This window comes from Streptomyces sp. NPDC002057, assembly GCF_040296665.1.
Lineage (GTDB): Bacteria > Actinomycetota > Actinomycetes > Streptomycetales > Streptomycetaceae > Streptomyces.
Genome location: NZ_JBEOXR010000030.1, coordinates 82,290 through 97,790, shown reverse-complemented (window position 1 = coordinate 97,790; position 15,501 = coordinate 82,290). Strand labels below are relative to the sequence as shown.

At 75.3% G+C, this 15,501-nt stretch carries 10 protein-coding genes and 1 riboswitch; of the genes, 5 read left to right on the top strand and 5 right to left on the bottom strand.

Going from position 1 to position 15,501, the window contains the following annotated elements:
• Window positions 1-906, top strand: a 906-nt coding sequence (locus ABT129_RS23050) for an NPCBM/NEW2 domain-containing protein (protein WP_351904576.1), incomplete at its 5' end; no start/stop codon positions are given.
• Here the strand turns inward: ABT129_RS23050 and ABT129_RS23045 are convergent.
• The 3 genes from ABT129_RS23045 to ABT129_RS23035 form a co-directional block, all read right to left on the bottom strand.
• Window positions 893-4,378 (bottom strand): AfsR/SARP family transcriptional regulator, encoded by a 3,486-nt coding sequence (locus ABT129_RS23045; RefSeq protein WP_351904573.1) that lies wholly within the window; start codon window positions 4,376-4,378, stop codon window positions 893-895. The two genes, ABT129_RS23050 and ABT129_RS23045, sit on opposite strands and share 14 nt — an antisense overlap.
• 83 nt (window positions 4,379-4,461) lie before the next feature.
• Window positions 4,462-5,052 carry a Uma2 family endonuclease gene (locus ABT129_RS23040; RefSeq protein WP_502981869.1) on the bottom strand — a complete coding sequence of 197 codons (591 nt, stop codon included), beginning with the start codon at window positions 5,050-5,052 and terminating at the stop codon, window positions 4,462-4,464.
• 123 nt (window positions 5,053-5,175) lie between these two features.
• Window positions 5,176-7,419 (bottom strand): asparagine synthase-related protein, encoded by a 2,244-nt coding sequence (locus ABT129_RS23035; protein WP_351904591.1) that lies wholly within the window; start codon window positions 7,417-7,419, stop codon window positions 5,176-5,178.
• A 570-nt stretch (window positions 7,420-7,989) separates the two neighbouring features.
• Between ABT129_RS23035 and ABT129_RS23030 the strand changes: the two genes are divergently transcribed.
• The 4 genes from ABT129_RS23030 (at window position 7,990) to ABT129_RS23015 (ending at window position 13,127) form a co-directional block, all read left to right on the top strand.
• Window positions 7,990-9,432: an NsdA family TPR-like regulatory protein gene (locus ABT129_RS23030; RefSeq protein WP_351904568.1), complete on the top strand. Its 1,443-nt coding sequence runs from the start codon at window positions 7,990-7,992 to the stop codon at window positions 9,430-9,432.
• Between the two features lie 175 nt (window positions 9,433-9,607).
• Window positions 9,608-10,792, top strand: a complete 1,185-nt coding sequence (gene lhgD, locus ABT129_RS23025) for an L-2-hydroxyglutarate dehydrogenase (RefSeq protein WP_351904565.1) — start codon at window positions 9,608-9,610, stop codon at window positions 10,790-10,792.
• Between the two features lie 219 nt (window positions 10,793-11,011).
• Entirely contained in the window at window positions 11,012-11,731 is a 720-nt protein-coding gene (gene trmB, locus ABT129_RS23020; RefSeq protein ID WP_351904588.1) for a tRNA (guanosine(46)-N7)-methyltransferase TrmB, read from the top strand.
• 55 nt (window positions 11,732-11,786) lie between these two features.
• A complete protein-coding gene (locus ABT129_RS23015; RefSeq protein ID WP_502981865.1) occupies window positions 11,787-13,127 on the top strand; it encodes a PrsW family intramembrane metalloprotease in 1,341 nt (446 codons plus the stop codon).
• Window positions 13,128-13,153: 26 nt separating this feature from the next.
• Here the strand turns inward: ABT129_RS23015 and ABT129_RS23010 are convergent, their stop codons facing one another.
• Together ABT129_RS23010 and ABT129_RS23005 are read right to left on the bottom strand one after the other, a co-directional pair.
• Window positions 13,154-14,101 (bottom strand): aldo/keto reductase, encoded by a 948-nt coding sequence (locus tag ABT129_RS23010; protein WP_351904562.1) that lies wholly within the window; start codon window positions 14,099-14,101, stop codon window positions 13,154-13,156.
• A 49-nt stretch (window positions 14,102-14,150) separates the two neighbouring features.
• Window positions 14,151-15,290, bottom strand: a complete 1,140-nt coding sequence (locus ABT129_RS23005) for a M23 family metallopeptidase (RefSeq protein WP_351904559.1) — start codon at window positions 15,288-15,290, stop codon at window positions 14,151-14,153.
• Window positions 15,291-15,301: 11 nt separating this feature from the next.
• Window positions 15,302-15,447: riboswitch (cyclic di-AMP (ydaO/yuaA leader) on the bottom strand.
• Window positions 15,448-15,501 lie beyond the last annotated feature (54 nt).

Sequence of the window (15,501 nt, the reverse complement as noted above, 5' to 3'; positions counted from 1 at the left end):
GGCGCGGCGGCGGCCGCCTCCGGGTCCTCCGGGGGAGCGGTCTCCGGAGGCGCCGCCGCCGAGGGGCTCGGCGCGCCCGCGAAGGCCGGGATCGCGGCGGCCGTGGCCGTCGCCGCCGCCGCCGGTCTCGTCTGGGCCATGGCCGGGGACCCGCAGCCGGTGGCCGCGCCCAGGCCCGCGCAGCCGGTCGTCACCCCGGTCGTACCGGCGGAGCCCGTGCCCCCGCCGCGGCCGACACCCGAGGCCGTGCCCGCGCCGGTACCCGTGACGTCCGAGCCCCCGGCGCCCACGCCGACCCCCACGCCGAGCCCCGAGAGGCCCTCGCCGACCCCGAGTCCGGAGAAGCCGTCACCGGAGCCGACCCCGCCGCCGAGGCCCGGCCCCACGCCGACCCCCACCCCGACACCGACCCGCACACCGAGCCCCGGGAAGACCTCGCCGAAGCCGGCGCCGCCGCCCGCGCCACCGACCGTCTACCAGGTCAACGAGTTGGAGTACGGGATCTTCGGCGACGGCACCAGGCCCGAGGTCGCGCTCTCCGACAGCAGCTGGATGTGGCAGCGCGACGGGCTCTCCGTCGGCGGCACCCGGTACGCGCACGGGGTGAGCGTCCACGCACCGTCGTCCCTGCTCATCGACCTCAACAAGCAGTGCACGAGTTACGACGCGATCGTCGGCGTCGACGACCTGAGCGCCCTGCTCGGCATCGGCGGCGTCCGCTTCTCCGTGTACGGGGACGAGGAGCGGCTCTGGCGCTCCGACGTGGTCCGGGCGGGCGATCCGCCGGTCCCCGTGCACGTCGACATCTCCGGCCGCAGCACGATCCGGCTCGTGGTGGAGGAGCACACGCCGTACGGACGGGCCGCGGTCGCCGACTGGGCGCAGTCCCGGATCAGCTGCTCCTGACGTCCTCCCGGGCGGCGGTGATCACGGCCTCCGCCAGGGCCAGGACCTCGTCGACGCCGAGCCCCGCGCCCGCCGCGCGGGCCGCGGCGACGCCGGACGGGCCGAGCGCGGCGCGCGCCCGGGCCGTCACGGCCTCCGCCTCCTGGACCCCCGGCACCGAGCGGGGCATCCCGTCGAGACGGCTGTCGACGGCGGCCAGGACCCGTACGGCGAGGTCCGGTTCGCCCGCCTCGGACAGGGCGAGGGCGAGACCTTCCGTCAGAGCGTTCACGGTGAGGTCCGAGCACTGCGAGTCCCGAGCGGTCCGCAGCGCCTCGGCGGCGGTGCCGACGGCGATGACGCCCCGGCCCTCCTGGGCCTCGACGCGCGCGGCGAGCCCGATCAGCACCGCCTCGAAGTGCGGCGGAGGCGTACCGGTCGCGACGGTCCTGCCCGCGCCCTCCAGCTGCGCGCGGGCCTCCGCGACATCACCGCGGTGGAGCGCGAGGGAGGCGCGCATGAAACAGATGAACATGCTGCTGTCCCGCACGTGGTGGAGCTCGGCCTCCCGCGCGGCCTCGTCCAGTCCGCGCTCCGCGGCCTCCATGTCGCCCTCGCGGTAGGAGAGCTCGGCCAGGCGGGCCAGGAGGAACGGGGACTCGGCGTGCGCGCCGACCTCACGGGCCAGCCGGAGGGCCTCCACGTACGCCTCGCCCGCCTCCTGGTGACGTCCCCGCACCATGTGGGCCTCGGCCGCCGCGCTCGCGATCTGGGCCCCCATCCAGCGGTCGCCGACGCGCCGGGCGAGGGCGCGGAGCTCGGCCAGGTCGTCGTCGACGCCGAGCATGCCGCCTGGCATGTCGACGACCATGTGCGTACGGAACATGAGGCTCACGCCGACCTCCCAGTCGCCGCCGTGGCGACGGCAGTTGGCGACGGCGACGTCGAGGAGGTGCCGGATCACGGCCGGTTCCTCGGTGAGGTACGCGGTGAACGGCCACAGCAGCCCCGGGAAGCGGGCGCCCTCGGGGCCCGGCCGCTCGCCGAACGCGGTCCGGACGCGCCGGACGAGCGCGATCGTCTCCGGCTCCTGGAAGTCGGCCATGGTGCGGCTCTCCACCGCCAGGAAGAAGTGCAGCATGCGCAGGTGCATGCGGGGCCAGTGGCGGGGGTCGGCGGGGTCGTCCGGGTCCTCGCCCAGCGCGACCGCGCGGTCGACCCAGTTCAGGCCCTCGGGGCGGTAGTTGCGCAGCCACCAGAACCAGCCCATCGCGAAGACCAGGCGGAGCGCGGCGGGCTCGTCGGGCGCGGTGACGACGGTGCGGTGCAGGGCGGCGCGGATGTTGTCGAGGTCGCGCTCGATCCGTTCGATCCACGGGAGCTGCTCGCCGGAGCGGAGCTTGGGCTCGGCGGCCTCGGCGAGGGCGGTGAAGTGGGCGGTGTGGGTGGCCTCGGCGGCGGCGAGGAGCCGCGGCGTCTCGGCGGCGCGTTCGACCGCGTACTCGTGGATGGTCTCGAGGAGGCGGTAGCGCATCTCGCCGCCCTCCGTGGGGGTGGCGACGACGAGGGACTTGTCCACCAGGGCGCCCAGCGCGTCGGCCGCGCGCGGGGAGAGGGCCTCCGCGGCGGCGAGGTCCCAGCCGCCGGCGAAGACCGAGACCTGGCGGAGCAGGGTGCGCTCCTCGGGGTCGAGCAGGTCCCAGGACCAGTCGACGACCGCGCGCAGGGTCTGCTGGCGGGGCAGGACCGTGCGGGAGCCGGAGGTGAGGAGACGGAACCGGTCGTCGAGGCGGTCGGCGATCTGGCGCGGGGTGAGCAGCCGCAGCCGTGCGGCGGCCAGTTCGATGGCGAGCGGCAGGCCGTCGAGGCGGCGGCAGATCTCGTCGACGGTCGCGCCGCCGTCCCGGACGAGGTCGAAGGAGGGCCGGACGGTGCGGGCCCGCTCGGCGAAGAGGCGGTGCGCGGGGTCGGGGGGCAGGGGCTCGACGGGGCGGACCGACTCGCCGGGGACGCCGAGGGGTTCACGGCTGGTGGCGAGGACGCGGAGCTGCGGGCAGTGGGTGAGGAGGGTCTCGGCGAGGGCGGCGGCCGCGCCGATCACGTGCTCGCAGTTGTCGAGGACGAGGAGGAGCGGGCGGCGGGCCAGGTGTTCGACGAGCTGGGCGGTGGGGTCGTCCGGGAGGGGCACGCCGTCCCGGGTCATCAGGTTGACCTCGCGGAGCCGGAGCGCGGAGAGAACGGCACCGGGGACGGCGTCGGGGTCGTCGAGGGGGGCGAGTTCGGCGATCCAGGCGGGGGGTGAGCCGGTGGCTGACGCGGGGCCGGTGGCCGGGGCGAGGGCCGGCCCGGGGGCGGTGGCGGAGGCGGTGGCCGGGGCGGTGGCTCTCAGCGCGGCCTCCTCGGCGAGACGGGTCTTGCCGGAGCCGCCGGGGCCGGTGAGCGTGACGAGCCGGGAGCGGGCGAGGTCGGCGCGGAGCGCGGCGAGCTCGGGCTCCCGGCCCACGAAGGAGGTGAGGCGGGGGCGGATGTTGCCGGGGGTGGGGGTGCTTGGTGTGGCTGGGGTGGCTGGGGTACCTGCGGTGTCGCCGGCGGGGCCGTCGGTGGTGAGGGGGCCGGCCGGACCGCCGGGCGCGGTCCCGGCGGCGGGCGCGGGCCCTGCGGGGTGTCCGGTGGGGGGCGGGCCGCCGGGACCGGAGGTGGGCCGTTGCGCCCGGGGAGGAGGTCCGGGCGGGGTGGGTGGGCCCGTCGGGGCCTGCGTACGGCGTGGGTCCGGGGCCGTGCCCGCGAGGAGCTCCCGGTGGAGGGCGGCGAGTTCGGGGCCCGGGTCGGTGCCGAGGGCGTCCGCGAGGGTACGGCGGGCCGACTCGTACGCGGTGAGGGCGTCGGCGTGCCGGCCCTCGGCCCGCAGGGCGCGGATGAGGTGGGCGCGGAAGGCCTCGTCGTACGGGTACGTGGTGGTGAGCCCGGTCAGCTCCGGTACGAGTCCGTCGGTGGCGCCCCGGCGCAGATCGGCCTCGACGCGCTGCCGCAGGGCCGCGAGCCGCTGGGCCTCGGGCCGGACGCCGGCCGGGTCGGGCAGGTCGGCGAGGGCGGGGCCCCGGAAGAGGCCGAGGGCCTCCCGGAGGAGGGCGGCGGCGGTGTCGGGGTCGCCCGCGTCGAGGCGGGTGCCCGCCTCCCGGACGCGGCGCTCGAAGACGTACAGGTCGATGTCGTCGGGGGCGGCGACGAGCCGGTAGCCGGGGCCGGGCGTGGAGGCGACGGCCTCCCTGCCGAGAGTCCGGCGGAGGCGGCCGACGAGGGCCTGGAGGGCGGCGGGGGCGTCCTGCGGCGGGTCGTCCCCGTAGACGTCGTCGGCGAGCTCGGTGACGGAGGCGGCCCGTCCACCGCGCAGCGCGAGCGCGGCGAGGAGAGCGCGCAGCCGGGCGCCGCCGAGGGGGAGGGGGGTGCCGCGGGGGTCGAGGGCCTCGGTGGTGCCGAGGATGAGATACCGCACCGGCTCATTGTGTCCGGTGGTCTCCTGGTCCGCCTCGGGGTTTCCCCGGGGGGAACCCTCAGAAGCCGGGTGTCGAAACGGCCTTAGAACTCCGCCGTGTCCAGCGTGAAGCCGAGGGGGGCGGGGAGCGGGACCTGTGTCCCCAGCTTGTGGATGGACTTGTGGGCGTAGTCGTCCCCGGCAGGCTCGGAACAGACGACGGCTTCGCTCGCCTCGCGGTCGATCAGGAGGTAGACGGGGATCCCCCCGCGCGCGTAGGCCCGGATCTTCTGGACACGGTCGCGGCCCGCCGTGGAGGTGGACGTGACCTCCGCGACGAGGAGGACGGGGTCGGGGGCGTGCCACTCCTGCTGGTCGTGGAAGCTGCCCTTGGGAGCGATGACGAGGTCGGGGATGACGTGTGCGGTGTCGGCAGTCCCTTGCAGGCTCAAGCCGATGCCCGTGTAGCGCCCGACGCCTTTGTCATGATCTCGGACCTGCCCGTTCAGCTCCGAGACGATCTCCTCGTGCTCGCCATCGGCCGGAGGTACCACGTAGATCTCCCCTTCGATCAGCTCCACGCGCCAGCCCTTGGGGGCCAGCGCACTGAACAGCTCGAAGGTCTCCTGCACACTCGCGCCCTCACGGTCGGGCATGCCCTCGGAGAACGCGTCATCCGGAACCGGCAGCGGCATCGCCATGCCGGGCCTCCTTCGCTCGGTGCGAGGCTCCCAGCTTAGGACGGGGCGCTTGCCGGGGTTCGGAACGCATTCACTCGAACGGGTGTGCTGTGACGTTTCGTCCGGGGCCCCCACCCCTCACGCCGGCAGCGACCTCGACGCCGGGATCAGGGGGCCCTGGACCGCGCGGTGGGCGCGGGGTTCCGTCGTGCTGGTCCAGCAGGAGCCCCGGCGGGAGAGGAGGCGGCGGAGCCAGAGTTCGGTGGAGACGAGGTCGGCGAGGCCGTCGAGGGGGACGGGCGCGCCGTCGGCGGCCGTGCGGAGGGCTTCCCGGACCACGCGGGCCTCGATCAGGCCCGCGTCGGCGAGGAGCGGCGCGTCGAAGAGGGCGATGAGCTGCGGGAGCGCGGCGCGCAGCCCCGCGCGGGCGGCGGCGGCCGGGACCGCCGGGTGCGGGGCGCCCCAGCCCGGCGGAAGGTCGTGGATGCCCGCGCCGGAGAGGACCGTGCGCAGGACGCCCGCGCGCGCGTCCGGCTGGACCCGGAGCGCTTCGGGGAGCTCGCGGCAGGCCCGTACCACCTGGTTGTCGAGGAAGGGGGCGTGCAGGCGCTGGCCGCGGATCTCGGCGGCCTGTTCCAGGACCCGGTGGTCGGCGGCGGCCCGCGCGAGGGCGGCACGCGCGCGTGCCTCGCCCGGGCGCTGGACGGAGGTCGGCAGGGTCGCCGCCCGGTTCAGACGAACCGATACTTCAGCCAGCGCCTCCCCCGTCAGCCAGCGTGCCGCGGGCCCCGGTCTCGACCAGGCGAGGGCCGAGAGGGAGGCCTCCAGGGGGCCGAAGTCGTCGGAGGCCGTGCGGTTCGCCTCCAGGACCCGCTGGGCCGCCGCCTCCAGGCCCGTCCGGTACGGGGTGCGGGCCAGCCTCCGCGCCGCCCGGTACACCGTCAGCGGCACGAGGAGCGAGCCCGCCGAGGGCCCCGAGGCCTTCGCGAGCGCCGTCACCGGACGCACCAGCGAGCGGCGTCTGCGGTCCATCAGGAGGTCCGCGAGGCGCGCCGGGTGCGCGTCCAGGACCTGCTTGGCGCCCATGCCGGTGAAGTGGTCGGCGCTGCCGCCCGCCAGGCGCCGCCGGTGGCGTTCCGCCGTGACGAGCGAGGGGCCCGGCTCGTCGGTGAGCGGCCCGTCCAGCACGGCGTACGGGAGCGCCTCCTCGCCCGCCGCGACGACCACGTGGTGCAGGCGCGGGTCCGACGCGATCTCCCCGGCCCGCTTCAGCTCGTCCTCGCGGCCCGAACCGGGCCGCGTCGCCAGGTCGTTGAAGGTGACGGCGAGCAGCCGCTCCCCCGCGCCCGCGCCGTGGCCGGTGATCGTGCCCGGTACGCCCGGGAGCCCCGCCGCCAGGAGGGCGAGCGTGCCGGAGGCGCTGCCGCCGGACAGGTCGGCGCCGATGCCGGGCGCGGGGCCCGCGCCCCGGGCGGCCCGCCGGTCGGCCGGTCCCATGCCCGGCACGGGGCCGGGGTCGGGGAGCGGCGACTCGGGCGCGTGCCGGGGGGCGGTGAGCCGGGCGCGGACGGCCCCGACCAGGGCGTCCTTGACCGCTTCGACGGCCTGCCGGGGATCGGCCTGGGCCGCGGCGACCGCGAGCGAGGCCACCTGTTCGTACCCGGTGATCTCGCGCGAGCCCTCCCGCAGGATCAGCGCGTGGCCGGGCGGGACCCGCCGGACCCCCTCGTACGGGGTGGAGTCGCGGAGCGCCTCCGGGGTCTCCGGGCAGGCGAGCAGCGCGGCGAGGTGGCCGATGTCGAGCTGGGCCTCGACGAGGTCGGCGAGCGGGAGGGCGGCCGTCGCGAAGGCGGTGCCGCCCTGCCAGGAGGTGTGGAACACCGGCCGGGCGCCCGCGAGATCACCGGTGACGGTGACGCGGCGGCCGGCCTTGACGACGGCGGTGTAGCTGCCGGGCCACGCGGTGAGGTGTCGCAACGCGCCCCCGCGCGCGGTGAGCAGGCCGATCCGCAGTTCCTCGTCGCTCGCGGCGCAACAGCCGAGGACGGCGAGGCGGGTGTGGTCGTCGACGGCCACCACGCGCACCTCGTCCGGGCGCCAGTCGCCGACCGCCCAGAGCGGATCGGGGTCGCCCCAGAGGAGCTGCGCGCCCACCGGCTGCACCGTGCGCCCCTCGGTGGCGGCGGCCCGGCCCGAGCCCGCCGACCGGGTCGCGCCGTACCCGTCGTACCCACCGCTCGACGACGCGGTGGACCCGTACGCGCCGTACCCGTCACCGGCCGGCGAAGACGTCCCGTACGCGCCGCTCACCGAGCCCGTCCGGGCCCCGGCCGTCGTCGCGAAGCCCGCGGCGACGCTGCTCCAGCCCACCAGCCATCGCATCGGCGCCTCCACGTCCGTTTCGGTGGGAGACATGCTGCCACGACAACGGCGCACGGGGCGGAGTCCGGGTGCACGCGCGCGAAAGCCGAATGCGCCCCTGGCATGGGCCAGTTGACGACCGGCGTCATTCGGCCAAATATCGACCCTCCCCGAGGGGGGTGGACGGCGTCCGGGCAGCCGCCCGCGCACACCGCGCCTCACCCGCCGACGGCAGCCCGGGAGGCACTCACGCCTCCCGGGGCCGTCCGCCGCCCGCGGGGAATGGGGCGGCGGTATCCCCCAGCCCGCTGGTCCGGGACTCCGTTCCCGGCCGAGCGGGCCGACCCACGCGCTACTCATGGAAGCGCTCCCCCGGCGGGCCGGAGAGAGCGCACGGCCGGGCGCACGGCCACACGGCGGGAGCACGATCCGCGCCACCGGCCCCTCCTGTCGGCCTTTCACACAACAATCTCGCCATACGGAACACCGCCCCTTAACGGTAGGGATGCGGCGAACTACGCTGTGTTTACGAATGCCGCACGCCTATGCCCGGCGTCGTGGCGGCCGTCTGGGTGGTCGAGGGGTGGCGTCATGTCCAGGGAGCAACGCGGGCCGAACGAAAAGCTCGGCACGGTTCTCGCCCTCGCGGGAATCAGCAACGCCGGGCTCGCCCGGCGTGTCAACGACCTAGGTTCACAACGGGGCCTGACGCTTCGATACGACAAGACCTCGGTCGCCCGATGGGTGTCGAAGGGCATGGTGCCGCAGGGCGCCGCCCCGCATCTGATCGCCGCCGCGATCGGACAGAAGCTCGGCCGTCCCGTGCCGCTGCACGAGATCGGGCTCGCCGACGCCGACCCGGCGCCCGAGGTGGGGCTCGCCTTCCCGCGCGACGTGGGCGAGGCGGTCCGCTCGGCGACCGACCTGTACCGGCTGGATCTCGCCGGACGGCGGGCCGGTGGCGGCGGGATCTGGCAGTCGCTCGCCGGTTCCTTCGCGGTGAGCGCGTACGCGACACCCGCGTCCCGCTGGCTGATAACCCCCGCCGACCCGTCGGTCGAGCGAGAGGCCCCGCGCCCGCCGGGCGCCGTCGCGGCCGCCGCGGTCACGGAGCACGCGCGCGTGGGGCACAGCGACGTCGCCAAGCTCCGCGAGGCCGCCGAGGACGCGCGCCGGTGGGACTCCAAGTACGGCGGCGGGGACTGGCGCTCGTCGATGGTCCCCGAGTGCTTACGCGTGGACGCCGCTCCGCTGCTCCTCGCCTCCTACTCGGACGAGGTCGGCCGGGCCCTGTTCGGCGCGACCGCCGAGCTCACCCGGCTCGCCGGCTGGATGGCCTTCGACACCGGGCAGCAGGAGGCCGCCCAGCGGTACTACATCCAGGCCCTGCGGCTCGCCCGCGCCGCCGCCGACGTACCCCTCGGCGGCTATGTCCTCGCCTCCATGTCCCTCCAGGCCACCTACCGCGGCTTCGCCGACGAGGGCGTCGACCTCGCCCAGGCCGCGCTCGAACGGAACCGGGGGCTCGCCACCGCCCGCACCATGTCCTTCTTCCGGCTCGTCGAGGCACGCGCGCACGCGAAGGCGGGCGACGGGGTCGCCGCCGCGGCCGCGCTCAAGTCCGCCGAGGGCTGGCTGGAGCGCTCCCGGGAGGGCGACGGCGACCCGACCTGGCTGGGCTTCTACTCCTACGACCGGTTCTGCGCCGACGCCGCCGAGTGCTACCGCGACCTGAAGGCACCGCGCGAGGTGCGCCGCTTCACCGAGCAGGCGCTCTCCCGGCCCACCGAGGAGTTCGTCCGCTCGCACGGGCTGCGGCTCGTGGTCTCCGCCGTCGCCGAGCTGGAGTCCGGGAACCTGGACGCGGCCTGCGCGGCGGGCACGCGCGCGGTGGAGGTGGCCGGACGGATCTCGTCGGCGCGGACGACCGAGTACGTACGGGATCTGCTGCACCGGCTCGAACCGTACGGGGACGAGCCGCGCGTCATGGAGCTGCGGGAGCGGGCCAGGCCCCTGCTGGTCGCCCCGGCGTGACGACGGGGCGGCGGGGCGCGGGCGGGGCGGCAGAGCGGCCGTGCGCGGGCGCGACGGCGGGGCGGTGCCGCGGCCCCGGCGGTCCGTGGGCGTGACCTGCGTCTCGTGACGTCGCGCGAGGTTTCACGGGATTGTCAGTGGGCCAGTGCACTATCGGGGGTGGGAGGTGGCGCTGGTGTTTGACTGTGACGTGCTGGTGATCGGCGGCGGGATCGTCGGTCTGTCGACGGCGTACGCCCTGACGCGCGCCGCTCCCGGCACCCGGGTCACGGTCCTGGAGAAGGAGCACGCCCTCGCGCGCCACCAGACCGGGCGGAACAGCGGGGTGATCCACAGCGGGATCTACTACCGGCCCGGTTCGCTCAAGGCCCGGTTCGCGGTCGAGGGCGCGGCCGAGATGGTCAAGTTCTGCGCGGAGTGGGGCATTCCGTACGAGGTGACGGGCAAGCTCGTCGTCGCCACCGCGCGCGAGGAGCTGCCCCGCCTCCACGCGCTCGTGCAGCGCGGCAGGGAGAACGGGATCCCGGTGCGCGAGCTGGGCCCGGCGCAGATCAGCGAGTACGAGCCCCGGGTGCGGGGCCTGGCGGCGATCCACGTCGGCACCACCGGAATCTGCGACTACGGGGCGGTGTCGGCCCGGCTGGCCGAGTCCTCCGGGGCCCGGATCCGCTACGGCGCCGAGGTCGTCCAGATCGACCGGCGGCCCTGGGGGGTGGCCGTGCGGACGGCGGACGGCCGGGTCGTGCGGGCGCGGGTCCTGGTCAACTGCGCGGGGCTGCACTGCGACCGGATCGCGCGGCTCGCGGGCGACGACCCGGGCATGCGGATCGTGCCCTTCCGGGGGGAGTACTACGAACTGGCGGACCCGTCGCTGGTGCGGGGCCTGGTCTATCCGGTCCCGGACCCGGCCTTCCCCTTCCTGGGGGTGCACCTGACGCGCGGGATCGACGGCGGCGTCCACATCGGGCCGAACGCGGTCCCGGCCCTCGCCCGCGAGGGATACGGCTGGTCCGTCGTCCGCCCGCGCGACCTGGCGGGCACGCTGGCCTGGCCCGGCTCCTGGGCCATCGCCCGCGACCACTGGCGGTACGGGGCGGGCGAGCTGCGCCGGTCCCTGTCGAAGAGGGCCTTCACCGAGGCGGTACGGCGCCTGCTGCCGGTCGTGGAGGAGTCGGACCTGCGGCGGGCGGCGCCGGGGGTGCGGGCCCAGGCTGTCCTGCGGGACGGGACGCTGGTCGACGACTTCCTGATCCGGGAGGCCGAGCGGACGGTCCACGTGCTGAACGCCCCCTCGCCGGCGGCGACCGCGTCGCTCCCGATCGGCCGAGAGGTGGCGGGGCGGGCACTGGCCCGGCTGTAGCGGCGGGGTGCGGGACGCCGACCGCGCTGCCCGCTGAGGGACGCCGCCCCCGCCGCGGGCTGCCGGCCGCGGGGCGGACGCCGTCCCCCGGAGCCCCCGCAGAAATGGGCCCATTCCCCGGGGCGCCGTAGAATCGGGGGCATTGTGTCTGAGCAGAGTGAGAACAGCCCGCAGCCCGTCGCCGACCCCGCCCAGCCCGTCGCGCGGCGGGGCAGTCGGATGTTCGCACCCGGTGAGGGGCCCCTGCCCGATCCCGCCGGGTCCCACCACGAGCGGCGCATCCGCAGCTTCCAGCCGCGCCGCAGCCGCGTCACCTACGGTCAGGCCGAGGCGATGCTGAAGCGGTGGCCCGACTGGGGCCTCGACATCGACGGCAAGCGGGTCCTCGACCTGGGCGAGATGTTCGACGGGCTGCCGGTCGTCCTGGAGATCGGCTTCGGCATGGGCGAGGCGACCGCGCAGATGGCGGCGGCCGACCCCGGCACCGGCATCCTCGCGGTGGACGTGCACACCCCCGGCCAGGGCAACCTGCTCGGCCTCGCCGACCGGAACGGTCTGACCAACGTCCGGGTCGCCAACGGCGACGCGATCATCCTGCTCCGCGAGATGCTCGACAAGGACTCCCTCGACGGCTGCCGGGTGTACTTCCCGGACCCGTGGCCCAAGGCCCGCCACCACAAGCGGCGGCTCATCCAGCCCGAGTTCCTCAGCCTCCTCGCGACCCGGCTCAAGCCCGGCGGCGTGCTCCACTGCGCCACGGACTGGGAGTCGTACGCCGAGCAGATGCTGGAGGTGCTCACCGCGCACCCCGACTTCGAGAACACCCGGGCCGACGGCGGCTACTCGCCCCGCCCCGACTTCCGTCCCGTCACCCGTTTCGAGGGCCAGGGCCTCGACAAGGGTCACGTCGTGCACGACCTCCTCTTCGCGAGGAAATGACACGGAGGACGTATCTCCGTCGCCGGTGTCGGTGGGGGTCGTTAGGGTCGCTCACGTGTCGAACCCCGTCCCCGCCGAAGCCGAAGCCCCCGCCGGCGCCGCTCCCGTGCCCCACCGGGACACCGAGGAGCCGGCCTTCCCGGCCGCCGCCGACCGGTCCCAGTGGCGCTACCGGCCACGCCGGGCCTTCTGGCGCAGTCGGCTGGTCCGGGCCGTCGCCGTCGTCACCGTGCTCGCGATCTGCGCCCTGTTCATCCTCGGGCTGGTCCGCGAGCAGACCGGCACGGAGGGCTTCCTCGTCGGCCTGGGCCTCGCCGTTCTCCCCGTACCGCTGCTGATGGCCGCGTTCCGCTGGCTCGACCGGGTCGAGCCGTGCCCCTGGAAGAACCTGCTCTTCGCCTTCGCCTGGGGTGCCTTCGCCGCCGCGCTCGTCGCGATCCTGGCGAACTCGTTCGCCATCCGCTGGATCGCCACGGCCACCGCGGACCCCGACTCGGCGGACACCCTCGGCGCGACGGTGGTCGCCCCCGTGGTGGAGGAGAGCGCGAAGGCCGTCGCGATCCTGCTGCTCTTCCTCTTCCGCCGGAAGCACTTCGGCGGTCTCGTCGACGGGCTCGTGATCGCCGGCTTCACCGCGACCGGCTTCGCGTTCACCGAGAACATCCTCTACCTGGGCAACGCCTTCGGCGAGGACCAGGAGTTCGGCGCCTCCGGTCTCGGCTCGGTGACCGCCGCGACCTTCTTCGTCCGGGTCGTGATGTCCCCGTTCGCGCATCCGCTCTTCACCGTGCTCACCGGCATCGGCTTCGGCTTCGCCGCCCTCGCCCCGCGCGGGAAGCGGCTGCGGCGGGTGCTGCTGCCGCTCGCCGGGCTGCTGCTCGCCATGGGGCTGCACGCCGCGTGGAACGGCTCGGCCACCTTCGGCGGCCCGCTGGCCTTCTACGCGGTGTACGGGGCGCTCATGGTCCCGGCCTTCGGCCTGCTGACCTGGCTCGCGGTGTGGAGCCGGCAGCGCGAGCTGCGCACGATATCCGGAGAGCTCCCGGCGTACGCGGCGGCCGGCTGGCTCTCTCCCGCCGAGCCGCTCGCCCTCTCCTCGATGCGCGCCCGCCAGCTGGCCCGCTCCTTCGCCGCCCGCACCTACGGGCAGTCGGCGGCGCGGGCCGTCGGCGAGTACGAGTCCTTCGCGACGACCCTGGCGTTCCTGCGGGACCGGGCCCGCCGGGGCACGGCCGGGCCCGACTTCCCGGCCCGTGAGCAGGAGCTCCTGCACCACCTGTGGCAGCGCCGGGAGGTCGCCTCCCCGGCCCTCACGTACGCGGCGCGGGCGACGGGCCGGGTCTGGGCGCCGCCGCAGTACCTGGACTACGACGGCTACAACCCGTACCGGAGCTAGCCCGGGGCCGGACCGGGGCAGCCCCGTCAGACCGACGACGCCTCGGTCAGGAGGGTCAGCTCCGCCTCCGTGAGCGTGAGTCCCGCCGCCGCGACGAGCGCCGGGAGCTGCTCGACCGTGCGCGCCGAGGCGATGGGGGCGGCGACGGTCGGGCGGGAGGCGAGCCAGGCGAGGGCGACGGTGGCGAGCTCCGCGCCGTGCGCCTCGGCGACGGTGTCGAGCGCGGAGAGCACGGCCCTGCCCCGCTCGGTGTCCAGGTGGCCGCCGGCCCCGGCGGCGCGGACGCTGTCGACGGTGGTGCCGGGACGGTACTTGCCGGTGAGGAAGCCCGCGGCCAGACCGTAGTACGGGACGGAGGAGAGCCCGGCGCGCTCGACGGTCTCCAGGAGCGGGCCCTCGTAGGTCTCGCGGGAGACCAGGTTGTAGTGCGGCTGGAGGGCGACGTACCGGGCGAGGCCCTCGGACTCGGCGAAGTCGAGGGAGGCGCGCAGCCGCTCCGGGGAGATGTTGGAGGCGGCGACGGCCCGCACCTTGCCGTCCCTCACCAGCTGGTCGAGGGCGGTGACGATCTCCTCGACGGGGACGGACTCGTCGTCGAAGTGCGTGTAGTAGAGGTCGATGCGGTCGGTGCCGAGACGGCGCAGCGACTCCTCGGCGGCGGCCTTGATCGTGGTCGCGGAGAGCCCCTTGAAGCGGGGGTGGGAGCCGACCTTGGTGGCGACGACGATGTCGTCGCGGTTGCCGCGCGAGGCGAGCCAGCGGCCGATGACAGTCTCGGACTCGCCGCCTTCGTTGCCCTCGGCCCAGGCCGAGTAGACGTCGGCGGAGTCGACGAAGTTGCCGCCGGCGGCGCTGTAGGCGTCGAGGACGGCGAAGGACTGCGCCTCGTCGGCGGTCCAGCCGAAGACGTTGCCGCCCAGGGCGACGGGGAAGACGTGCAGGTCGGAGCTGCCCAGCGGGCGGAGTGAGGTCATGGGTCGGTCAACCGTCCGCACCGCCGGGCCTATTCCGGGAGGGTCCGCGTCAGACGCTGAGGCCCTTGGAGCGGAGCCACTGCGCCGGGTCGATGCCGTCGCCGCCGGCCGTGTGCACCTCCATGTGGAGGTGGGCGCCGGTGACGTTGCCGGTGGCGCCGACGCGGCCGATGGTCTCGCCGGTGCCCACGGTCTGGCCGACGCCGACCGTCATGGAGGAGAGGTGGCAGTACCAGACCTCGGTGCCGTCGGAGAGCTCCAGGACGATCCGGTAGCCGTAGGAGCCGGACCAGCCGGCGGACTTGACCGTGGCGCCGTGGACCGCCTTGAGGGGGGTGCCGGTGGGCGCGGCGAAGTCGAGGCCGGTGTGGTGGCCGGAGGACCACATGGAGCCGGACTGCATGTAGGTGGCGGAGAGGGTGTACGAGGAGAGGGGCATCGAGTAGCTCGCGGCGAGCTTGGCGAGGCGCTCGGCCTCGGCCTTCGCCTTGGCTTCCGCCTCCGCCTTGGCCTTGGCTTCCGCCTCGGCCTTCGCCTTCGCCTCGGCGGCCGCCTTCTCCGCCGCGTCGGCCTTGGCGGCGGCCTCCGCGGCCGCCTTCTCGGCGGCGGCCTTCTCCGCCGCCGCCTTGTCGGCGGCGTCGGCGGAGGCCTGCTGCTGCTCGGCCTGCTGGAGGATGCGGGCGCGCAGGGCCTCGCCCGCGTCGCCGGCGCCGGACGGCGCGTTCGTGGCCTGACCGGCCTGGTCGGTCAGGGACGCCTGGACGGTCTGCCCGCCCTGTGCGTCCCGCTCCTCGTCGAGCGTGGTGTACGTGGCGACGGTGAGCGGGTTGGGGTTGGCGCGGGCCGCGCTGACCGTCTCGTGGGTCTCCTCGGGGAGGAGGTCGCCGACGCCGGGGAGGTCGTGGGCGTCCGGCAGGCCGAGGTCGGGCAGCGATATCGCCACCGGCGGCCGCTCCTGCGCGGTGGCGAGGCCGCCCGCGCCGACGGCCGCGATGACACCGACGCCGAGGACGGTGGAGGAGCGGGCGAAGTTGGAGCGCTGCTTGACGACCCGGTGCCGGCCGCCGGAGCGGCTCTGGGCGCGGAGGGAATCCTCGGTGGGGTTCCACTCGGTGTCCGGAGCGGCGGGACCCGCACCACCACCGAAGGCATCGAAGGGGGCTTCGGGTGCGGGAGTGTTGGACGCCACGAAGGCGCGCTCCTTTCCTTCCTTCTCGCCTACCGGGTTAGCTGACGGGTTCGGAGCAGGAAGGTCTCCTACGGGCGCGTCGCACAGGTGCGAAGGGCCCGATTCACCCCAAGTAGTGGTTCCCCGGTTCCTTTTCAGGATTCGGCGCGTGCGCACGGTGCCGCCTCTTGCGACGGCTGGGACGACCGCGCTGCGTTATCGAACGTTAATA

Bases quoted from the DNA above. Each gene is read 5' to 3' on its own strand.
- ABT129_RS23040 (WP_502981869.1), bottom strand. From the start codon at position 5,052: ATGCCGCTGCCGGTTCCGGATGACGCGTTCTCCGAGGGCATGCCCGAC.
- ABT129_RS23035 (WP_351904591.1), bottom strand. From the start codon at position 7,419: ATGCGATGGCTGGTGGGCTGGAGCAGCGTCGCCGCGGGCTTCGCGACG.
- ABT129_RS23030 (WP_351904568.1), top strand. From the start codon at position 7,990: ATGTCCAGGGAGCAACGCGGGCCGAACGAAAAGCTCGGCACGGTTCTC.
- trmB (WP_351904588.1), top strand. From the start codon at position 11,012: ATGTTCGCACCCGGTGAGGGGCCCCTGCCCGATCCCGCCGGGTCCCAC.
- ABT129_RS23010 (WP_351904562.1), bottom strand. From the start codon at position 14,101: ATGACCTCACTCCGCCCGCTGGGCAGCTCCGACCTGCACGTCTTCCCC.